We start from the raw sequence: 21,889 nt of genomic DNA on the forward strand, positions 1-21,889 counted from the left end.
GAAAGATGATAATTCGTATGAAAAGGGATTTTTTAAGGGGGAATCGAATCGTAAAGGGGAGGATAAATTATGTAAAACATAGGGGGATTTATATGAAAATGAAAAAGGTCGCTATCGCATCGATAACAATTGGTACAATGCTTACTATGGCAGCTTGTAGTCCTTCAGCAGATAAAGAAACGGAAAAGAAAGAGCAAGTAACTGCGCAAAATGATGGAGAAGCAAAAACGACAAGTGCAGATGAAGCGTCAAAAACAACGAAAGATACTGAAAAAGAAACAAATACTTCTTCAAATGAAAAAACAGATAAGGATGCAAAAAATACGAAAGAATCATCAGGGACAGAAAGTAACGGCAAAACGTCAACTCAAAACGAAAATGTAAAAACAAAAGAAAAAGAGACGACAGGAAAAACGAATGATCAAACGACTAGCGGGAAAACAACAGATCAAAGCACAAGTACAAGCACAAACAATAATGGAAAGACAACGAAAGATCCGAAGAAAAGTGTTGCTGTGAAAACGAATGTTAAAGAAGTTGTAGCATTAATTGATAGCTTGGACAAGCAGTTAGCTGCTAATCCAAAATTGGAAACAGTGAATAAGCTTGGCAAACAAATTAATGAAAAGTGGGATGTGATTGAAAAAGAGCTAGAAGCATCACATCCGACGGATTCTAAAACAATCGGTCAAAGTATGTATCCGTTAATTGTAGGAGCGGAGAAAGAAAAAATCGATATTAATAAAATGAAATCATTAACGACGAAAACGAAAAAAGATTTAAATCAGTTATTGACGAAACTTTCATAGTTTCAAAAGCCTACTCGTGTGAGTAGGCCTTTTTTAGTTTGTTGTAATGTGCACAGTATAACTTATTTATTTTCATTTTCAATTACGATGCGAAAGGAACTGAATGCTTGTTGACTGATATAATCTTCTTCGCTAACTTTATAAGGAAATGGAAAAGCGACGAGTTGCAAATTACTTTCCTGATCCACTGAAGGCAATGTGAAATTAAAGATTTGTCTTGTTTCAGGTGCAACCTTAGTATAAACGACTTTTCTATTGTTAAATATTTCAACTTGTTTCCAATCTTTAAAAGCCACGATTGCGTAAGTCATTTCATCATTTGTTTCATTACCGTTTGATAAAATTAATTGCTTGCCTTCCTTTTCAAAGAAGACAGTTTGTAAGTTCTCTTCACGGTTCGTAACAAATACTGGTTCGTAAAGACCATCTTTTAAAATAGCATCTGGATTTATAAGGGAGAGTTTTATTTTTTCGTTTTCTTTCTGAAGAGGATGCATTGAATATCGCATACTTAGAATATCTTCTAAAATAGCTGCTTTATTTAAGTTATTATCTTTTAATTTGTATTCAGGTTTTTTAATTATTAAAAAGGTTAATTCACTTGCATTAGGAGAAGTGCGTAAAGAGATTTTCGTAGTAATTGAACTGTTTGGTTTCATATCAAAAAAATAGTGTGATATTTCATTAGTAGTATCTTCTATTTTAAAAGGTTTTTGTTCGTAATCTTCTAGAACAATTAATCCATATTTTCGGTTTTCATTAATAGTATGTACGAATGATAATGTTACATTAATTTTATTATCCTCACTAGTAATTGTACTACCATTGTTAATATGTTGGCCTTGATTATCCTTCAATCCGTAAGAAATAGTATTGGTTTGTTGCTCTCGTTTATTTTCTATGGAAGGTGGATGAGGTTGTATGAATGAAGTATTGAACAAAATATAAATTGTAAGTAATGAAATAAGTAAAACACCGCTAATAATATATATTTGTTTCATAAATAGCACCTCAATATATGTAAAATATTAGAGAAAAAAGATATGCAAGATGCATATCTTTTTTCTCTTTCTTACCAGAAAGCTTTTGTTTCGTGATTCACATCATTATAACCACTTAATTTATAGGTATGATTACCGATAGCGTAATCATCTCCATAATAAATGCTTGTGTTGGTCGCTGTAGCACTTACAAAGGATGATTTTTTTGCACTATTACTTTTCGTATTCACTAATGAGCCATCGCCATTGAAAGTTCTTGCTTTTGCATAAACATAGTCTTCGGTCGTAGTTGATTTCGATTTAGCAACTGCATAGGGGTTACCAAAAAAGGGAGTATATACGCTAATGTTAGAGTCATTCTTAGGTGCAGCTGCAATAGTCAAACTAGGAACACTAGATGTTTTTGTTGATTGAATTGTATCAAAGTCAACTAAAACGGGCTGCTTGTCTACAGTATCGACCTCTGAAGCACTTGCGTTATTAGTAAAACCAAAACCTAAAACCGCTAACCCTAAAGTTGTCACCGATAAAGATTTTTTCATATTTACTAATTTTCCCACCTTTTTAAATTTTTGAGTTCGAACTCAATTCATACAATATATGAAAATTTCGAAACTCTCAATGGTTTATTCCATACTTAACTTTTCTTTTACTTTCGATTCAACATGTCTTCATTTGCAAAAAAGCGAATATATCTTCTAATGCTTAGCCAGCAAGGGATACAGGTTTAACTTTATGAAATTCGTGTAAATTTAAATCTATTCATGTCAGAATCTCTGTTATTTTTAAGTTCATATGGGAAACTTATTAAAAAAAGGATGGTGACAAAAATGACAATCGATCGAATTTGTACAATTGGACCCGCAAGTAATAATAAAGAAACGTTAGCACAGTTAATAAAGAATGGTATGAAAATTGTTCGACTGAATTTATCGCATGGCACGCATGAAAGTCATAAAGACATCATTCGTTTAGTGAAATCATTAGATGACTCTATTAAATTTTTGGGTGATGTACAAGGACCTAAAATAAGATTAGGTGAAGTGAAGGGAGAGCAAATTACACTTCAGGCAGGAGATTCTTTTATTTTACATACACAATCAGTTACAGGGAGTAATACAGAAGCGAGTGTTGATTATGAAGGAATTGCGAATGATGTAAAAGTAGGCAGTAGAATTTTAATTAATGATGGAGAAGTTGAATTAATTGTTGAAAAGATAAGTACGGACAAAATAGAAACGAAGGTAAAAACAGGTGGCAATATCTCATCTCATAAAGGAGTTAATTTACCAGATGCGGCTGTTCGTTTACCAGCTATTACAGAGAAAGATAAAAAAGATATTCAGTTTCTTTTAGAGGAGAATGTTGATTTTATCGCGTGTTCTTTCGTAAGAAAACCTAGTCATATAAAAGAAATACGAGATTTTATACAACAGTATAAAGAAACGTCACCTAATATAATTGCAAAAATAGAAACGATGGAAGCAATCGAGAATTTTCAAGATATATGTAAAGAAGCAGATGGAATTATGATTGCAAGGGGCGATTTAGGAGTAGAGTTACCGTATCAATGCATTCCGCTTTTACAGAAAATAATGATTCAGGAATGTAATCGAACGAATACATATGTCATTACAGCAACACAAATGCTTCAATCTATGGTAGATCATTCTATTCCAACAAGAGCAGAGGTGACTGATGTGTTTCAAGCTGTACTGGACGGGACGAATGCAGTTATGCTTTCAGCTGAAAGTGCATCAGGAGAACATCCAATCGAAAGTGTGAGAACATTACGTCTCGTTTCAGAATTTGCAGAGCATGTTAAAAAAGATGGACCTTTTGCGATGAAAGATGTACTGGAGTTACTGCATAAATCACTGAATGAGTGATGAATAAAAACACGAGGGCGGATATGCATCCGCCCTCGTGTTTTTCATTCATACTATTCTTGCTCTTGCTCATCCAAAATCTTTTCAAACGCAGTAGATACTTTATCAAACTCTTCATCATTTTCAATGTATGAAAACTCATTATCTTCTTCTACTTTTAAAAAGAAAATATCAATGTCTTCCTCAGTTTCTGTTTGGATATCTTCAACAAAGGCAACTGCAATATATTCTGCACCTTCGACATCCATCGCTCCAAGTACTTCTACTTCTTGCTCTTCGTTATTCTCATCACTAAGAGTAAACACTTCGCCAACTTCAATATCAGACATATTCATTCTCCTCCTGTTCGACTCTAAAAAATAGAGCACTCAAACTGTATACATACTAACATATCTTTCCATGAAAAACCAAATTCATACGTAAGAAAACAATTCATTCTTCTTTAGTATGAGTATACAGCTATTAGGAGCATTATTTGTCTGTGCTATATTACTTAATCCATTCAACAATTGTATCCATAGTCTGTCTTGTTTTATCACGCTTTGGCTCTTCTTTACGGTAACCAAAGGCAACCATAACTGATACCTCAAAGTTATCGCCTTGTATAATGCCTTCTTGACGAAGTAAAGAATCTACTTCCTCTTTATCAAATCCTTCTATTGGACAAGAATCAATACCGATTTGAGCTGCGCTCGTCATCATATTACCTAAAGCGATATAAGATTGCTTGGATGCCCAATCAAATACAGCACGATCGGATTGTAATAAGTTAAAATCTGATTCCTGGAACTTTTTGAAGAATTCATATCTAATTTTTTGAGTGTCTTCAGGCAATCCAATAATATCGTTCATCATATATTTAATATACTCTGCATCATAATGCATATCTTTAATGTTTCTTGAAAGAACAATAACAAAATGACTAGCTGTTGCAAGTTGCCCACCAGCGCCCCATGAATACGGTTGTAGTTTTTCTCTTAATTCTTTATTTTGTACGACAATAAATTTCCAAGGCTCATATCCAAAAGAAGAAGGAGATAATCTGCCTGTTTCTAAAATGAATTTGAAATCCTCTTCTGAAATTTTGTGCATAGGATCGAATTCTTTACATGCATGTCTGAAAAGAAAAGCCTCCATAATCTTTTCTTTTGTAATTTCATTTGTATTTGTCATAAAAGTTCCTCTTTTCATGAATTTATTTTTGTAAGTAAATTATATTTTTAAAGTAACACAGATACAAGTACGCACATTTATGTGGTATAGTATCAAAAAAGATACTATTGATAAGGGGAGGGATTTATTATGGATTGTTCAAATGAAAATAATATAAATTACCCATTTTTAAATAAATATTCTTGTCCAGTTGAAGCTATGGTTGAGGTGATTGGAGGGAAATGGAAAGGGGTAATTTTGTATCATTTATTAGATGGTACAAAGCGGTTTAATGAATTAAAAAGATTAAAACCAAATATCACACAAAGGATGTTAACACTGCAGCTGAGAGAACTTGAAGCTGATGGCATTATACATCGTGAAGTATACCGTGAAGTGCCACCTAAAGTTGAATATTCGTTAACTGAGCTTGGTGAATCACTACGTCCAGTGATTCTATTAATGATGGAATGGGCAACTCATAATATGGAGAAAGTTTTGGAGAGTAGGAATACGAAAAATAATAATTAAGAGTTGAAATTGTTATAGAAGAAATAATTGTAGAAATAAAAGGTGCTTTCATACGTGAAAACACCTTTTATTTCTATATTTTTTACTTTTTAACTTCAACTGCTGAAGTTGGAAAGTTATTTAAGTTTGCAGTTTGACCATACCAATCAGCATGTTTAAAAACAACACCTTTTCCATATCCGTCAGTTGAAGTACGTTCCCATAGTGTTGTTGAATAGCTAGCAGTAGGAGCGGCTGTACGTACAGAAACAATTTGATTTTGCCAACTAGCAGACAAGTTTTTATAACCGCTACTTAGTGAAAAATACTCGCTACCTTGATTTGTGAGTTTATAGAAGTCTGTACTACCAGGTCCGCTTCCTCCAACACCAAGGGGAGTGATTGAATGATTCAACCTTTGTTTATCTTTTTCAATAAAAGATTCTAAACTTTCTTTGCTCGAAAATCCATAAGATAACCAGTCTCCATTTTGATTTTGTTTCGGTAGAACTAACGTTATTTTTACGTCTTCCCTTGATGGAGCACTCAATTTGTTAAACGAATCAACAGTCTTTTCATCTACAGTTACATATTCGAAAGAGGAAATCGTATAATCTTTTTCGGTACTAGCTGATACTAATCCCATTCCTCCAGTTAACGACGAAACAGTTAATAATGCACCTGCTACCAACTTTTTAAGCATGGATTCATCTCCTTAAAACTTAGATTTTTTACATAACTAAAATGTATGTTAATTCGAATGTATTATAAATATTTAGAAATTTATAAAAATTAAACAGAATATTCTTTTATTATTCTGGAGTAAGGAGGGGAATTTAAAAAAGGATTTACTTAAAAAGTAAATCCTTTTTGGGTGTTAGCAATGAAGTTATTGTGTAAGTTTTGCAATTTGCTAACCGACTTCAAAACTCTACTGATTAAAGTTTCATTTCATCCTGTTATGAATCATACACTTCTTTTGCATTCGTAGAAGCAGCATCTAATAAAAGGAAAATGGCTGCTATCATATGTAGAAAGATGTCTATATAAGGAAAGAAGGCAACTAGAGTAACGATAATACCGATATAATGAGGGTACGTATTCATGCCTTCTTTTTTAGCTAATAAAATAGTATTGATATGTAAAACAATCAATAGTAGTAAAGGTAACCCATATAGGTTAACAAGACTTGGAAATACATAATAACAAGGAAGTAATAAAAGATGATAGATCCCTGTAGTCCACTTTAGTGCTTGAATGTAGGTTTTCAAAGTTAATCCTCCTAAAACAATTCGTATCTATATATTACCAAAAATAATAGGTAATTGGATATTGTTTATTTGTATTTTTAATAGATTATAATAATTTTATGTAAACTAATTGTTAGGTATCTATAAAATAGAAAAACCACCCAAACGAGGGTGGTTCGTATTATAAATAATTACTTAAAGAAGAAATCGGAACCTTCACCTCACTACCTTCCTTCATATTCCGCAACACAACAGTGTTTGTACTAAGTTCGTTTTCCCCAATAATAAGCACATAAGGGATATTCTCTTTATTGGCATAATTAAGGGCACGTTTTAATTTGCGTCCTGCTAGTTCTAGTTCGACTTTTAAGGAAGTGGTAGAACGTAATTGCTGGGCAATTGGTAAGCATTGTAACTCTGTTCCGAGTGGGATGATAAATAGATCCGCTGTAGATGATAATGTTTCTTTCTGCGAAAGTGCTGTATAAATAACGTCTAAACCGAATGAAATACCGACTGTTGGATAGTTCATATTATCACCACGGAATGCTCCGATAATGTTATCGTAACGGCCGCCACTACCTATGCTAGATGTAATTGAGCCATCTTTTAGGAAGATTTCATATACAGTCCCTGTATACATTGTGAGTCCTCTTGCTAAAAACGGATTGAATATCGTATTTTCATTTATTCCGAGAGCGATTAAATATTGCTGTAATTGTTGCAATTCGTTTACTCCATCGGCAACGAGTTGGTTACTGAAAGCTTCTTTAAAGTCGGCAATTGAAAGCTTTAGACAAGATAAAACAGTATTACATATTGTATCAGCCATTTCTTCAGAAATTCCGCGCTCTAATACATCTTTTCGTACACCATCAATCCCAATCTTTTCGATTTTATCTAATGATAAAATGACGTCACTTGTTAACTCAGTAGGGATGTTAATGGCCTGAAGAATACCATTTAACAATTTTCGGTTATTATATTGGATCGTTATCTCTAAGTTTAACGTTTGGAACAGCTCAAACGCCATACTCATAAGCTCAGCTTCTGCCATGACAGACTCAACACCGACGATATCAACGTCGCATTGTATAAATTCACGAAATCTTCCTTGTTTAATTGGCCCATCTCGAAATACTTTCCCAATTTCATAACGTTTAAAAGGGAGGCGGAGGTTCGGATTCATTGCCACAACCTTTGCGAATGGAATAGTTAAATCGTATCGTAAGGCGAGCTCGCGTTTTCCTTGATCCTGAAGTGTATATATTTCTTTTAATATTTCATCGCCACCGCCGTACTTGTATGACATAAGCTCATACATATTTAACGTTGGTGTCTCTAACGGTTTACAGCCATAACGTTCAAACGTATCCTCACATGCTCTTTTAATTTTATTTCGTAGCACTTGCTCCTCTGGTAAATAGTCTTTCGTTCCTTTTACATTTCTCATTTCCATCATAATCACTCCTTTTTCAAATTAAAAAAAGCTATGCAGGTATAAAAATACCCACATAGCTTTATGAACGCTTCGTGGGTCAACAGGAAAAGCCCTGTACCCACGAAGAAAAATTTTTCTTCGGATACACGGCGTTACGTTTGATGATGAAGTTGGAAAGAAGTATTAAAATTTAGCATTGCAAATCTCTCCTTAACGTAAGTTTTTCCAAATTATATCAGATGATTTTTGAATTATCAATATTTTTAGTTTTGAAATATACGTGAAGTTATGTAGGAGAAATGGAAAAGGGTGTATAATAAAACTTAATAATATGAAATAACCTTTTAAGGAGATCACTATGAAAAAAGATAAAACAAATGCGATGCGAATATTAGATAAAGAAAAAATTGAATATTCGATGATGTCATATGATCCAGACGATGGGAAAATTGATGGCGTATCAGTAGCCGAGAAAATTGGACGAGAAGTGAGAGAAGTATATAAAACGTTAATCGCTCAAGGGAATAGTAAAAATTATCATGTGTTTATTATTCCGGTAGATGAGGAACTAAATTTAAAAGCTGCCGCAAAAGCAGTAAGTGAAAAGAAAATTGAAATGATTCCTGTAAAAGATATTACGAAAGTTTCAGGATATATTCGCGGCGGTTGTTCGCCAGTCGGAATGAAAAAGTTATTTTCTACATGTATCGATGAAAGCGCCCAATCACTTGAAACGATGATTGTAAGTGGAGGGAAAATCGGTATACAAATTGAGCTTAAAGTAGATGACTTGGCGAAAGTGACGAGAGCGCAGTTTGGTGAAATTACGAAATAATGATACATAGGAAAAGAAGTTCTAGTTTTATCCCACTATTTGCCGGGCGGTAAGACCCTCATCTCAAAATTCAGCGGAAGCAAAGAAATTAGGTGGGGATCAACTGCCCGTAAAAGCCCGATTGGTGAGGGCTGATTAAAGTTTCACTTTATTGAATTTAGATAATAATTTATAGGATAGTTAGTCCGTTATGGGGCTGATTATCCTATTTTATTTACAAACTGGATAAAGATTGAATGTTTAGTTTGATATAGGCATGTAATCTGAATTGTTTGTTTGGCTTTGGGAGAAGGTAAAACCTCGATGCAAGAACTTGAAATAAACAAGCAGGGTTTATTCCTAAAGATAGACAAAGAACCGGAGAGTGTTTAATGAGGAGTCAAGAAATATCCATAAGAAAGCACCAATTGGGGGATGCCAGTATTTTTGAAAAAACACGCTAATAGTATGCAAGATTTTATACAGTTTTTTGGCTAATCCAGTAACAAACAAGAGCACTAAAACCACGTTAGGATAGGAATGTATATAATATGTATAGATTCATAGAACTAAAAAAGGGTTCACTTGTGAGAGCAGGGTTGTCCTTTTTCCTCGCTAACGCTAATGATGGGTTATGTTAACCTCATATGTATAGAATATACAGTTAACTAAAAATGAAAAGTTTACAATTAAAAATGAACAATAAAAAACAGTAATGTAAAATCACTACTGTTTTTTATTGTTTCTTATAAGTGAATCATTTGTACTCCTGTCTATATAATTTAAACGAATAAATAGCTCCAATAAAGAATACAAAAGCTTCAAATAATATAAAGATTTGACGAAAATTCTCAATATCTTTACCAACTAAAGAAATAAATATAGCATTCATTAGAATTTGAGTAGTAAACATACGAGAAGTAATTTTTAAATAAATAGCATTTGTTCTTTCAACCGGTTTACCAATTTTTTTGTAAATAATAATAAGTGCAATTACTGAACCAAAAAATAGAAGTGCTGTAAGTCCTACAACGATATTAAAATTGGCTGTACTTTCTAACATCCATTTATTTAATAGATCGATCATTATTATCTTCCTTTCCTACATAAGAGAATATTTTGTTCTTCTTTTTCACTATAATAAAAAAAGGAAAAAGAAAACATCGAACTTTCTTACAAACATTCGTGTATTCTTACAGTTTTGTCATTTTGTAAATGTATTCACCGCCCTGTTTTTCACTATTTTCTTTGGAAAACATAGTGAATTACGAGAAAGAGCGCTACAAGATCAACTTCTGAGAACAAAAATTATGTAAATAAGCTGTTCACTGGATTCTCATAGAAAACTTTGGTGAGATAAAATTTTTGATTTTGTAGCACTTTAAAATCTTAGCTAGAGGGCTATTTATCGGTATCTCACAATAAAAATGCAGGAACATATCAAATATGTTCCTGCATTTAATTTTATTAAGTTTAATATCTATGACCTAAATATAATAGAATTTGGAGCTTCTTTTTATTTTAAATAAATTGGGTAATTAGATTATAACTTTAATATTTGTGATTGAATATAATAATAATATAATGGAGGTGATGTTATATGGCTCTTACTACAGGACCAATTGAAAACGTAGGAAATCAACCTGCTAATGCAAATAAAGTTAGGGTGAAGATCCTTAACCGTACTGCGGGCCCACTTACTGGAGTAGCTAGAGTTTTTAGACTTGACGGTTCATTAGTATTAATTGAACAGGTAAACTTCAATGTGAATTCTAATGCTTCTACTTTTGCAACTCTAAGCTTAGTTCATCCTGCTCTTGGACAAGCATTTGAATATGAAGTTCAAATTGTTCCTAATCAACCTGGTGGACTATATAGTGTTTATGGACTAACAGCTGAAAATGTTATTATTACTGCACAACGTGTTGTGAACTCAGAATTGACACAGTTTCTTTAATTAAAATAGATTGGTGCCTACATGGTATCCAATCTATTTTTGTACGTATTATTCAGAGAAAGAATGGTTTTACACAAAAATAAAGATAGTTATGGAAAAGGGAAAAGTCGAGCTATCATCTTAATTTTTATTATTTCTGTCTTAGACCGTATCTGTTTTGTGGCACGGTTTTCTTTGAATGCATTTTATTCAAACTGTTTTTTAAAGTATTTATCAAATATGCATTATTGCATAAATAAATTTAAATTTATAAGTTAATATTAAACTACTTTTTAGTTGTAAAGAATATGTTAATAATCTTTATAAGAAAAGGATATTTCTTGTAAAAAGTGAAATTGTTTGGAATGTGAATAAACAGAAAGTTTAGAAGTGATACAGACTGGATAGAGTCTTGTATTAAATAAACAGAAAAGGGGTATGGGTTTCTAAAAGGTTTCGGGGGTTAGAAAGCACTTTTTAGTTAATAGCTTTAAATTATATTTTAAAGGGGAATGGGTATATGAAGTTTCGAAATACAAAGATTGCTATGGTTACACTGTCTTCATTTTTTATTTTAGGTTCTGCATCTCTATCATTCACAGATACTATACACGGTGAAGTAGCTTCTGCATCAGCACAAGAGATTATTGTGAAAAATTATGATGATACATATTATAATAACGCAATAGGAAAAACGGGGTTAGAATTAAAGAAGGAACTGCATAATATTATTGATAATCATACAAAGCTATCATACAGTGCGGTTTGGGAAGCAATAAGAGATACTGATGAAGATCCAAATAATAAAAATAATGTGATACTCTTATATACTGGTCGTTCGCAAGGGAAACTTACGAATGGATCAGGAGTAAATAACTGGAACCGAGAGCATGTTTGGGCAAAATCTCACGGTGACTTTGGAACGACTGCAGGACCTGGAACAGATCTACATCATTTAAGAGCGACGGATGTATCTGTAAATAGTTCACGTGGAAATCTAGATTTTGATAATGGTGGTGTGAATCATTCTGAAGCGACAGAATGTAAATATGATAGTGATTCTTGGGAACCTCGTGATAGTGTAAAGGGAGATATTGCTAGAATGCTGTTTTATATGGCTGTTCGTTACGAGGGAGACAACGGCGAAATAGATTTAGAACTAAATGAAAAAGTGAATAACAATAAAGATCCATACATGGGGAAACTATCTGTCTTATTAAAATGGAATGAACAAGACCCGGTCGATGATTTAGAGCGAAAGCGTAATGAAGTGATTTTTACAAAATATCAACATAACCGCAATCCTTTTATTGATCATCCAGAATGGGTAAATAAAATCTGGAACTAAGATTTTTAAAGGTATTATATTTTGATAAAAGGGATTGATCATTATGATCAATCCCTTCTTATATTTTTACTAGAATAAATGATTTTTATAGGACTAGTGAGGGAAATAGAATAGATATTTATATGGAACGATAGTACTTATTTATCTAGTTAAGTATTTAGTAAGGTCCCCACTCAATATTCACCCCAACAATAAGAAAAACAAGTCCAATGATAAACCAAATGAGTGCAAGTGGAGCCATGAAACGAATCCATTTTCCATAAGAAATCCCGCTTGCTGCGAGAACGCCCATTAAAACACCGGAAGTTGGATTTAAGCAGTTTACTACACCTTCTCCGAGCATAACAGCTTGTACTGTAACTTGGCGTGTAATGTGCATAAAATCAGCTAATGGAGCTAATATCGGAATAAAAATAACCGATTCTCCTGTCCCGGATGAAATGAGGAAATGTAATGCGGCACTACTCACATACATGCCGATAACACCAAATACAGGGTTTTGTCCTTCGAGAGCTTGTGCGAGTTGGTTAACAATTGTATCAAGCAATTTTCCTTGTTCTAAAATGACTGAAATACAGCGAGCCATTCCGACAATTAAAGCACCGTAGATAAGGTTTTGGCAGCCAGTTAGAAAAGTAGAAGCGATATCGTTTGCTTTCATGCCACCTATTATTCCGGCTGTAATTGCTATGAAAATAAAAGTAGCGGTCATTTCTGCGTCCGTCCAATGTAGACGAAAAGCGCCTATTAAAAATGCAATTAATGATAAAGCTGAAACGAGTAAAATTAATTTATGACGTATCGTCCAAGGAACTTCCTTTTTCTCTGCTTCTTTTTCGCTTGAAAGAGCGTTACTTGGAAACCAGTTGTCGCCAAGGATGCTTCCTTTATTCGATTTTTTCAAGCGCTTTACATACCAATTTATATATAGAATGGTAGCAAGTAAAAAAGATATATAAATTGCTGTGCGTAAACCAATTCCCGAAAACATCGGAAGTTCTGCGATCTTTTGTGAAATGCCTAAAGGTGAGGGAGATAAAATAGTAGCATTAAAACCAGCATAAGTACCTAAATAAATAATTGCTACACCGACGATAGCGTCCCATTTTAACGTGCGTGCAACGATGATGCCGATGGGGATAAAACCGATAACTGAGTTAACGATAATACCAGTCGTTCCAAGAATAGAAAAAAGCGCAGCAACTATACAAATGAAAAGTAATTGCTGATTACGAAATTTGTTAATAACATGATAGATTAAACCGTCAAGAGCACCTGTTTTTTCAAGAATTGCAATGGCTCCACCTGTAAATAAAATTAGAAAGATAATAGGAGCAGCAAGTGTCATTCCTTTTTCAATAGCGGTAAAAAAAGAAACAAATCCTACGGGTGATTGCGGAACAGAATGGTAGCTACCTGGTATTGTCGTTGTAACGGTCCCGTTTGTAACCCTTTTAAATTCTCCAGCAGGAACGAAGTACGTAGCAATGGCGCAAAGTAAGGCAATAAAAAATAGTAGTACGTACGCATCAGGCATTTTAAACTTTGGTTTACTAGGTTGTTTTTTTGCCTCAGTTTGTATTTGCATAAAATCCCTCCTTCTTCACTTGGTTAATTTTTAATATTCTGAATTTAATCTGTGAAATAGATTATAATAAAGGTAGCTTCTTAAGGCAATAGTTTTTGTATCCTTTCCCGTACATACAAATTATTGCAATATTAGACAGGGAAACGATAATAAGCCAAGAATATGTTATGTAGAAAGAAAAAGGAAAAGAGGGAACAAGATGTGGAAAACTACTGATCTATGTGATGAATTTGAAAAGGAATTACAAATATGTCGCCAGTCTTTTCGGTCTTTTGGGAAGAAAGAACAATTCCGCGGGAAAATTGCAACTGTAAAAGTGAAAGATGATAATGTACTAGTGAAGGAAGGATTGCAAACATTACCAGAAGGAACAGTATTAGTTGTTGATGGCGGAGCGTCTACGAATTGTGCGTTACTCGGTGATAATTTGGCAGCTATTGCGGAAGAAAGAAAGCTAGCAGGAATTATTGTGAATGGGTATGTTCGTGATTCTAGTGAACTAAAGAATATTAATATTGGTATTTTAGCGTTAGGAACGATGCCAAATAGAAGTGTGAAAGAAGGAAAAGGAGAACGAAATATTTCATTGCACTTTGGACAAGTAGAATGGAATCCAAATGAATATGTCTATGCGGATGAAGATGGCGTCATTATTAGTGAAAAGAGTTTACATCGTTAAGAGTTAATAAGTTATTATTCTTAGAAAATAAATCCGATAAAGCATGGACAAAATTCTTTGTCAATAGTAAAATAATACAGAAATTTAAAATTTACAGAATGTATAGGTTTATCGTTTTACGATAACTTAAATGGGAGTAAGTTGTGCCAAGAAAAGTGAATGTTATCACAATGATACGTTCATAAACAAAATTATTTTTCCTATACAAATATAGCCGCGAATGATGCGGGTAGGAGGTGTTGTGCATTTTTGTTCGACACTTACAAAAAGAGAGTGTCAATCGCACGCCCTTGAAGGGCCTTTTTTTGTGTAAATGGTAGTAAGGGAGGAAATTTTGGGATGGCAATGTTGAAAAAATGGCTGCTTACGTCGTTAATGGCAGTGACACTTGTATTTGTTTCTTTTGCGAATACAGTACATATTACGTTTGCTGAAGGAAATACAGCAAAACTTGCAATTATTGGGGAATCACAAAAAGGCATTATGTTATGTCCGAAAGAAGAGCAAATTAAAGATGGGGAAACAGCTTTAAGTTTGCTGCAAAAGGTCATGGGGGACAAAGTAGAATCTGAAACGATGTCGTTTGGAACATATGTAAAAGGCATCGATGGTTTAATGGCCGGGGCTACAAGTGCTTGGCTGTATGATGTAAATGATCAGTCTGCAGAAGTCGGAGCAGATAGTTATAAATTAAAATCTGGAGACGTTGTTGTCTTTCGTTTTGTTTCAGACTGGAGCAATATAAGCCAGGAAACATTGAAAGAAACGTTAGATAAGTTCGGAACGTGTAAAACAGAAGAACCTGACGGCTGCAAACCAGAAGAACCAAAATCAGAAGGTCAAGACGGTAAAACGCCAGATGGGAAAAACCAAGGTGACCAAGACGGTAAAACGCCAGATGGGAAAAACCAAGGTGATCAAGATGGTAAAACGCCAGATGGGAAAAACCAAGGTGACCAAGACGGTAAAACGCTAGATGGGGAAAACCAAGGTGACCAAGATAGTAAAAAACCAGAACAACCAAAGCAAGAGAATGTTCAAATTCCAGCGAAGCAATTAGAGGAAGCAATCTCAAAAACATCTGAAAAAATGTTACAAGATGGAATTGAAAGTGACTGGGTAGCTGTAGCGCTTTCTCGTTCTGGAAAGAATGTGCCAATTGAGGCAAAATTAAATTATGTTAAGTCAGTAACTGAAAAAGTAGAAAAGCGCATTAATCGTTTTTCAGCGACAGATTTAGCTAGAACAATTATTATGATGAATGCAATGAGTGCAGACCCTAAAAATGTAGGTGGACATAATTTAGTTCAAAAATTGTATGAGTCAGATAAAGTGAATTCTGTTACAGGTTATGCATTTGCTTTACTTGCATTTGATACGAAGAAGTATGAGATTCCAGTTGAATCAAAATGGAACAGAGTTGCTCTAGTGGAAGCACTGTTAAATAATCAGCATACAGACGGTGGATGGACTTATAATAGTTCAGGTAGTAAAGATAGTGCTAGTAGCGTTGATGTAACAGGTATGGTTTTATCAGCATTAGCTCCTTATCAAGAGCGATCAGATGTGAAACCAGCTATACAAAAAGCTGTTGCGTATTTATATAACGAACAGCTGCAAAATGGTGGTTTTTCAGCTGATGGACAAGAAAATTCAAATAGTACTGCGCAAGCAATTATTGGATTATCGCTTGTTAAAGATGTAGATCAAAATCGTCTTCATAAGGCAATGCAAAACCTATTATCATATCAACTTTCAAATGGTGAATTTAAATGGTTACCAAGTGATCAAAATGGTAACGGAATGGCTACAGAACAGGCTCTTTTAGCATTACTTCAATTTAAGGAAATGGGAAAATCTATTTATGATTGGTCTAATGTAGACGCTGGTAATGTAATTAAGCCAAAACCGATTGAAGAGCCAGAAAAGGTCGTTGAACCAGAAAATAATGTAGTAGAAAAAGAAGTTACTGAAGAACCGAAAGAACAAAAACAAGTACAACAAGAAACAAAAGATGAAAATCTAAAAGTAGTTGTAGATAACGAACCGGTTAAGAATAAAAAAATCGGAAACGGTAACAGTCTACCAAAAACAGGAGCATCTTCTCATGGTGCAGCAACAGAAGTAGGTATGGGTGTATTATGTATTGCTTCTGCATATGTATTATGGAGACGTAAAGCAGCTTAACAAAAAATTAGGAGCAATTATTTGCTCCTAATTTTCGTATGAAAGGTGAGAGATAGGATGAGTAAGGTGAAATGGTTCATTTCTTTACTGCTTTCGCTCGGGCTACTTGCCGGATGTGAAGAGGCAGCTGTAAAGCCTGAGAAGAAGGTAGAACCGAAGCAAGAAGAGGTAGCGAAACAAGAAGAACAAAAAGATGAAGTGAAGCCGGAAGAAAAAACAGAAGAAAAGCAAGCTGAATCAGAGCAAAAGCAGCAAGAAGAACAGAAAGAGAAACAAGAACAAAAAGTAGAAGAGAAGCCGAAAGAGGAAAAGCCGCAGGCACAACCAGAGGTAAAGAAAGAAGAGAAACAACAGGAACAACCGAAAGAACAGCCGGCTGTAAATAAGCAACCAGAGCAGCAACAAGCACAAGAAGAGAAACAACAACCGAAAGCACCAGAAGTAAAAGAAGAAGCAAAGGTTGTGAATCAGCCGAAAGAAACACCGAAGCAGGAGCAAAAAGAAGATCCGAATAAAGCGGAGAAAACGATACCGACTCCGACCGTTCCAAATTCTGAACAACGAAAACCAGATCCGGTTCCACCGCCTAAACCACAAGCAAAACAAGTAACAATCTCGGTAAAAGGAAATAACGGATATATAATGGGTGCGAAAAAGATGGATGTACAAGAAGGCGATACAGTGTATAAAGTATTGCAACGTACAGGATTAGATGTTGATGCAAGCGGATCTAGAGATAGTATTTATGTAAAAGGTATTAATGATTTATATGAAAAAGATATTTCGGATACTAGTGGTTGGAAATATCGTGTGAACGGTGCTTTTCCAAACCATAGTGCTGGTGTAGTTACGGTAAAACCAGGAGATACAATTGAGTGGGTATACGTATTACAATAAGAAAGGCATTCGGTAAAGGGCTATGAAAATAAGTTTTTCTTCTTTACATCCTTTTGTGAATTTTTTCTATTATATCGGGGTGATGATACTATGTACGATGTGTCTTCATCCTCTTTTTTTAATTGGAGCAATAGTATTAATTATTATGTTAAATGTGATGCAAGGAAATAGCGAAAAGATAAGAAAGATGCTACCGAGCACAATTGTTTTCTTTTTTATGGTAATTTTATTTAATTCGTTATTAACGCATAGAGGTCGAACTACGTTATTTTGGTTAGGTGATAGCCGTATTAAGCTTGAGGCGATTATGTTTGGAATAGTAATGGGGTTATTACTAGTTGCAGTTATGTTTACGTTTGCGTCATACAATGATATTATTTCCAGTCATAAATTTTTATATTTGTTTTCAAGAATTTCACCGAAAGTTGCATTGTTAACGATGATTACAGTGAGATTTGTTCCTTTGTTTATAAGACGATTAAAGAAAATCACACTCGTCCAAAAAACGAAAGGTGTGCAGGTAGATTCAGGTTCGATAATTGAACGCGTCAAAAATGGTATGCAATTGCTGCAAGTATTATTAATTTGTTCATTAGAAGATGCACTGCAAACGGCAGATTCTATGCAAGCTCGTGGATTTGGTGTAACGAAGCGTACGACGTATATTCGCTATAGAATGGAGAGGCGTGATTGGTATACGCTCAGTTATTTAATCATTTTATTTATAGCTGCTATTGTATGTAGTAATTATGGCGGAGGGAAATTGATTATTTATCCGAAAGTCGAATCTATTTTATTCCAGCAATACGATGGAATGATGTTTGTATTATTTACACTGTTTATTAGTTTACCAATTATGATGGAAGGGAGAGAATGGATATGGTGGCGCATGCAGAAATAAACAATTTATCATTTGTATATGCTGATGAAAACGAATACGCGTTACAGCATATTTCTCTTTCTGTTCAAAAAGGTGAGTTTATTGCACTTGCTGGAGGATCGGGATCTGGGAAGACGACGTTATTAAAACATTTTAAAAAGGAGTTACTTCCAATTGGTACGCGTTCTGGAGAGATATTTTATGAGGGTGTTTTAATAGAGGAAGTAGCTGATTTGTTATCTGCCCAAGAAATTGGGATGGTATTTCAAAACCCAGAAAACCAGATCGTTATGGATACAGTGATTCAAGAATTAGCATTTTCTTTAGAAAATATCGGATTACCATCACATATTATTCAAAAAAGAATAGCAGAGCTTATTAGCTTTTTAGGATTTCAAGATTTATTGCATCAATCTGTTCATACGTTATCTGGTGGGCAGAAGCAGCTTGTCAATTTAGCTGCGGTATTAGTTATGCAGCCGAAATTGCTATTATTAGATGAACCGACAGCGCAGTTAGATCCAATCGCTGCAAAAGAGTTTTTAGGATTATTAAAACGGATTAATGAAGAACTTGGAATTACGATTATTTTAAGTGAACATCGTTTAGATGAAGTTATCCCGCTTGCAACACGCGTTGTTTGTATGGATAATGGCCGTATTATGTATGATGGTAGTCCTAAAATTGTTATTACGGATATGTGGGGAGTAGAAACATTCCGTCCATTTATTCCGCAAATTCCAAGGCTATTTTTAGAGTGGAATGTGAGAGATATTCCGTTTACAGTGCGAGAGGCGCAAATGAAAATGAATGATTTTGCAGCGATATCATATGTAAATGACCCAATAGCACAAAGTGAAAAGCAAGAGGTAATTTTAAGCGCAGAGCATATTTCGTTCCAATATGAAAAAAATAGTCCGCTTATTTTACGTGATTTATCAGTTTCGATTGAAAAAGGAAAATGGGTAGCGCTCGTTGGGAAGAACGGTACAGGTAAGTCTACACTGTTAACGATTTTAGCAGGATTACAAAAAGCGAGAAGAGGAAAAGTAAAGTGGAACGGAAAAGTGATACATAAAATCGATTCGAAAGAACGGTTTAAAAGTATTGGGTATGTATCGCAGCATCCGTATTACCATTTTACATTTGATACAGTATGGGACGAGGTTTATGAACGTGCGCGTGAATTATATGGAGAACAAGGAAAAGAAATAGCAGAAGATACGCTAAAACAGTTTTGGTTGTATTCGCTTAAAGAACGCCATCCGCACGATTGTAGCGGAGGAGAGCAACAATTACTTGCGTTATGTACGACGTTGTTATCAAAGCCGACTTTATTATTACTGGATGAACCGACAAAGGGATTAGATCCATGGAAGAAAGAAAGAGTAGGAGAGCTATTTAGGAAGCTACAAAAAGAAGGTACAACAATTGTAATGGCAACGCATGATATTGAGTTTGCAGCGAAATACGTGGATCAATGTATGATGTTATTTGATGGAACAGTCATTATGAATGATGCACCGAAAGAATTTTTTAGCGGCAACTTCTTTTATACAACATCTATTAATCGATTCATTCGAAAAGAATTGCCATATGCATTAACGTGGGAGGATGTGTACGAAGCTTGTCCAAACGATATGTTGCATTCATAATATGTATCTTTGCAGTAATAATCGGCACATTACTCTTTACGACACTTGTCATGGACGGTTATTACATGTTAAGTAGTTTGTTTATATTAGCGGTTATTATGTTACCTTTCTATATCCGTTTTGAAAGAAAGGCGTTTGTTTCACGTGAAATTGTTCTCGTTGCTGTATTAGCGGCAATTGCAGCAGTAAGCCGGGTACCATTTTCTATTTTACCAAGTGTACAACCAACTTCTTTTGTCATTATCGTTTCTGCAATTGTATTTGGAAGTGAAACTGGTTTTATGATTGGTGCTACAGCAGCAATCGTATCTAATATTTTTTTGGGACAAGGTCCATGGACACCGTGGCAAATGTTTTCGTGGGGCATGATTGGTTTTATAGCAGGTTTACTTCGTAATACATTTTTTATGAAAAAGCTATGGGGGAGACTTCTTTACGGAGTAATTGTTGGCTTTTTATTTGGCTGGATTATGAATTTCTGGGGCCTTCTCGGTTTTATACGAGAAGCAACATGGGAAACTTTCATTTCGTATTATATCGCAAGTTTTTACTTTGATTTGAGCCATGCGATTTCGAATGTTATTTTCTTATTACTATTTAGTACTTCATGGATTACGATTCTTACAAGATTTAAAAAGAAATACGGTATATTAGATGAGCATAACGTGACATAGAAAAGCATACTCATATAAGGTAGGGTCGCGACTTACATATTCGTTTGCCTCTTTCATGCTTCTTACATAATGTAAGGAGCATTTTTTTGTCAAAAAATCGATTCAATATGCATCCGCTATTATATAAAATTATTTGTATAATTGTAGGTGAGAACTTTTTTCAAAAGGGAGGTGTATAGTTAATGAAGTTAGTTATTCCGAAGCAACATGGTGCATGGGCTATGCTTGTTATGCCTCTTTTATTAAGTGTCATACTTGGGAAACCTACTATTTATCATATTCCATTGTTTTTAGCGTGGTTCTTTATCTATTTAGCCACGTATCCATTTCTTACGTACATAAAGCAAAGACGAAAAAAAGAGTTTTTACAAGCTGCCATTGTTTATTTTATTATTGCGTTCCTATTTGGGACGATTTCTTTATTATATGAGTGGCGAATTCTTTTATTCGTAATAGTAATGATTCCATTATTTATAGTGAATATGTATTACGCTCGTCAAAAAAATGAAAGAGCACTATTAAATGATATTTGTGCGATTATTGTGTTTTGTATCGGTGGGTTAATTAGTTATTACTTTTCAATGAAGCAAATCGATCATACAGCTATATTTATTGCACTTATTTCATTTTTATACTTTTTAGGTAGTACGTTCTATGTGAAAACGATGATTCGTGAAAAAAATAATCCGAAGTATCGTCTTATATCTTGGGGATATCATATCGTATTAACGATAATTGTATTTGCGATTAATCCGTGGTGTTCTCTTATTTTTATACCAAGTGTCATTCGAGCAATTGTGTTGTATGGCAAAAAAATTTCTATTATAAAAGTAGGAATTTTAGAAATTGCTAATTCTGTATATTTTTTAATCATAACGGCAATAATTATGAAGTATGCCATTTGAAAAAACTTCCCATCAATTGATGGGAAGTTTTTAATCTTTTTCTAAAATGTGAACGGTGTACTCGCAACGTTGAATAGCTTGTTCAACAGCATAAAGTGATTGTTCAATACGAGCGCGATTAAAATCTTTTTCAACTGTTTCGAGCGCTTCTTCTAAACAATTTTTAGCTTCTTGTAATGATTGAAAAGAATCTTGTACATATCCGCGAGCATTTTGATGCATTTCATAATCCTCCTTGCATGTTCGTATATGGGTAGTATGAACAGTAAGGAAG

23 protein-coding genes and 1 pseudogene are annotated in these 21,889 nt (G+C 34.2%); 14 read left to right on the plus strand and 10 right to left on the minus strand.

Features of this window, described 5'->3' with window-relative positions; genetic code table 11:
* Positions 1–92 precede the first annotated feature (92 nt).
* The gene (locus tag ACZDYH_RS24200) at positions 93–809 is read left to right on the plus strand and encodes a hypothetical protein (protein WP_000782545.1); all 717 of its coding nucleotides are present in this window, start codon (positions 93–95) and stop codon (positions 807–809) included.
* Between the two features lie 62 nt (positions 810–871).
* Here ACZDYH_RS24200 and ACZDYH_RS24205 read toward each other — a convergent pair whose 3' ends face one another.
* The gene (locus tag ACZDYH_RS24205; RefSeq protein ID WP_000810153.1) at positions 872–1,810 is read right to left on the minus strand and encodes a hypothetical protein; all 939 of its coding nucleotides are present in this window, start codon (positions 1,808–1,810) and stop codon (positions 872–874) included.
* A gap of 71 nt (positions 1,811–1,881) precedes the next feature.
* Positions 1,882–2,352, minus strand: a complete 471-nt coding sequence (locus ACZDYH_RS24210) for a XoxI protein (protein WP_153579031.1) — start codon at positions 2,350–2,352, stop codon at positions 1,882–1,884.
* A 288-nt stretch (positions 2,353–2,640) separates the two neighbouring features.
* On the opposite strand from ACZDYH_RS24210, the gene ACZDYH_RS24215 reads away from it, so the two are divergent.
* A complete protein-coding gene (locus ACZDYH_RS24215) occupies positions 2,641–3,699 on the plus strand; it encodes a pyruvate kinase (RefSeq protein WP_139849005.1) in 1,059 nt (352 codons plus the stop codon).
* Positions 3,700–3,752: 53 nt separating this feature from the next.
* Here the strand turns inward: ACZDYH_RS24215 and ACZDYH_RS24220 are convergent, their stop codons facing one another.
* The gene (locus ACZDYH_RS24220) at positions 3,753–4,034 is read right to left on the minus strand and encodes a DUF1292 domain-containing protein (RefSeq protein ID WP_002026117.1); all 282 of its coding nucleotides are present in this window, start codon (positions 4,032–4,034) and stop codon (positions 3,753–3,755) included.
* A 154-nt stretch (positions 4,035–4,188) separates the two neighbouring features.
* On the minus strand, positions 4,189–4,872 hold the full coding sequence (locus ACZDYH_RS24225) for an NAD(P)H-dependent oxidoreductase (protein ID WP_434712399.1): 684 nt from the start codon (positions 4,870–4,872) through the stop codon (positions 4,189–4,191).
* Positions 4,873–5,001: 129 nt separating this feature from the next.
* Between ACZDYH_RS24225 and ACZDYH_RS24230 the strand changes: the two genes are divergently transcribed.
* The gene (locus ACZDYH_RS24230) at positions 5,002–5,382 is read left to right on the plus strand and encodes a winged helix-turn-helix transcriptional regulator (protein WP_139019602.1); all 381 of its coding nucleotides are present in this window, start codon (positions 5,002–5,004) and stop codon (positions 5,380–5,382) included.
* An 82-nt stretch (positions 5,383–5,464) separates the two neighbouring features.
* Here the strand turns inward: ACZDYH_RS24230 and ACZDYH_RS24235 are convergent, their stop codons facing one another.
* The 3 genes from ACZDYH_RS24235 to ACZDYH_RS24245 form a co-directional block, all read right to left on the minus strand.
* Positions 5,465–6,064 carry a hypothetical protein gene (locus ACZDYH_RS24235; protein ID WP_000914427.1) on the minus strand — a complete coding sequence of 200 codons (600 nt, stop codon included), beginning with the start codon at positions 6,062–6,064 and terminating at the stop codon, positions 5,465–5,467.
* 256 nt (positions 6,065–6,320) lie between these two features.
* On the minus strand, positions 6,321–6,632 hold the full coding sequence (locus ACZDYH_RS24240) for a hypothetical protein (protein WP_000860725.1): 312 nt from the start codon (positions 6,630–6,632) through the stop codon (positions 6,321–6,323).
* 160 nt (positions 6,633–6,792) lie between these two features.
* Positions 6,793–8,073, minus strand: a complete 1,281-nt coding sequence (locus ACZDYH_RS24245) for a histidine--tRNA ligase (RefSeq protein ID WP_434712397.1) — start codon at positions 8,071–8,073, stop codon at positions 6,793–6,795.
* 337 nt (positions 8,074–8,410) lie between these two features.
* Between ACZDYH_RS24245 and ybaK the strand changes: the two genes are divergently transcribed.
* On the plus strand, positions 8,411–8,887 hold the full coding sequence (ybaK, locus tag ACZDYH_RS24250; protein ID WP_001992643.1) for a Cys-tRNA(Pro) deacylase: 477 nt from the start codon (positions 8,411–8,413) through the stop codon (positions 8,885–8,887).
* Between the two features lie 736 nt (positions 8,888–9,623).
* Here the strand turns inward: ybaK and ACZDYH_RS24255 are convergent.
* Positions 9,624–9,953, minus strand: a complete 330-nt coding sequence (locus ACZDYH_RS24255) for a hypothetical protein (protein ID WP_000566268.1) — start codon at positions 9,951–9,953, stop codon at positions 9,624–9,626.
* 139 nt (positions 9,954–10,092) lie between these two features.
* On the opposite strand from ACZDYH_RS24255, the pseudogene ACZDYH_RS24260 reads away from it, so the two are divergent.
* The 3 genes and pseudogenes from ACZDYH_RS24260 to ACZDYH_RS24270 all read left to right on the plus strand — a co-directional run.
* Positions 10,093–10,179: pseudogene (locus tag ACZDYH_RS24260) on the plus strand (transposase); the annotation flags it as partial.
* A 287-nt stretch (positions 10,180–10,466) separates the two neighbouring features.
* Positions 10,467–10,823: a hypothetical protein gene (locus ACZDYH_RS24265; protein ID WP_001229415.1), complete on the plus strand. Its 357-nt coding sequence runs from the start codon at positions 10,467–10,469 to the stop codon at positions 10,821–10,823.
* A 499-nt stretch (positions 10,824–11,322) separates the two neighbouring features.
* Complete coding sequence (locus ACZDYH_RS24270; RefSeq protein WP_000672188.1) at positions 11,323–12,150, plus strand: endonuclease I family protein; 828 nt, start codon at positions 11,323–11,325, stop codon at positions 12,148–12,150.
* A gap of 157 nt (positions 12,151–12,307) precedes the next feature.
* Here ACZDYH_RS24270 and ACZDYH_RS24275 read toward each other — a convergent pair whose 3' ends face one another.
* Positions 12,308–13,738 carry a YfcC family protein gene (locus tag ACZDYH_RS24275; RefSeq protein ID WP_001166965.1) on the minus strand — a complete coding sequence of 477 codons (1,431 nt, stop codon included), beginning with the start codon at positions 13,736–13,738 and terminating at the stop codon, positions 12,308–12,310.
* 199 nt (positions 13,739–13,937) lie between these two features.
* Here ACZDYH_RS24275 and rraA point away from each other — a divergent pair, with 199 nt between their 5' ends.
* The 7 genes from rraA (at position 13,938) to ACZDYH_RS24310 (ending at position 21,615) form a co-directional block, all read left to right on the plus strand.
* The gene (gene rraA / locus ACZDYH_RS24280; RefSeq protein ID WP_474887359.1) at positions 13,938–14,417 is read left to right on the plus strand and encodes a ribonuclease E activity regulator RraA; all 480 of its coding nucleotides are present in this window, start codon (positions 13,938–13,940) and stop codon (positions 14,415–14,417) included.
* 339 nt (positions 14,418–14,756) lie between these two features.
* Positions 14,757–16,604: a DUF4430 domain-containing protein gene (locus ACZDYH_RS24285; RefSeq protein ID WP_474887361.1), complete on the plus strand. Its 1,848-nt coding sequence runs from the start codon at positions 14,757–14,759 to the stop codon at positions 16,602–16,604.
* A 57-nt stretch (positions 16,605–16,661) separates the two neighbouring features.
* Positions 16,662–17,501, plus strand: a complete 840-nt coding sequence (locus tag ACZDYH_RS24290; RefSeq protein ID WP_000048898.1) for a DUF4430 domain-containing protein — start codon at positions 16,662–16,664, stop codon at positions 17,499–17,501.
* 22 nt (positions 17,502–17,523) lie between these two features.
* Positions 17,524–18,402, plus strand: a complete 879-nt coding sequence (locus ACZDYH_RS24295) for an energy-coupling factor transporter transmembrane component T (RefSeq protein ID WP_002178524.1) — start codon at positions 17,524–17,526, stop codon at positions 18,400–18,402.
* On the plus strand, positions 18,375–20,036 hold the full coding sequence (locus ACZDYH_RS24300) for an ABC transporter ATP-binding protein (RefSeq protein ID WP_025708760.1): 1,662 nt from the start codon (positions 18,375–18,377) through the stop codon (positions 20,034–20,036). Before ACZDYH_RS24295 ends, ACZDYH_RS24300 begins: the two co-directional genes overlap by 28 nt.
* Complete coding sequence (locus tag ACZDYH_RS24305) at positions 20,009–20,710, plus strand: ECF transporter S component (RefSeq protein ID WP_434712390.1); 702 nt, start codon at positions 20,009–20,011, stop codon at positions 20,708–20,710. The genes ACZDYH_RS24300 and ACZDYH_RS24305 overlap by 28 nt, the downstream gene beginning before the upstream one ends.
* A 182-nt stretch (positions 20,711–20,892) precedes the next feature.
* On the plus strand, positions 20,893–21,615 hold the full coding sequence (locus tag ACZDYH_RS24310; RefSeq protein WP_474887364.1) for a YwiC-like family protein: 723 nt from the start codon (positions 20,893–20,895) through the stop codon (positions 21,613–21,615).
* A gap of 30 nt (positions 21,616–21,645) precedes the next feature.
* On the opposite strand, the gene ACZDYH_RS24315 is transcribed toward ACZDYH_RS24310, so the two are convergent.
* Complete coding sequence (locus ACZDYH_RS24315; protein ID WP_000554032.1) at positions 21,646–21,837, minus strand: hypothetical protein; 192 nt, start codon at positions 21,835–21,837, stop codon at positions 21,646–21,648.
* Positions 21,838–21,889: the final 52 nt, after the last annotated feature.

The organism is Bacillus sp. EB V-12, assembly GCF_056158125.1.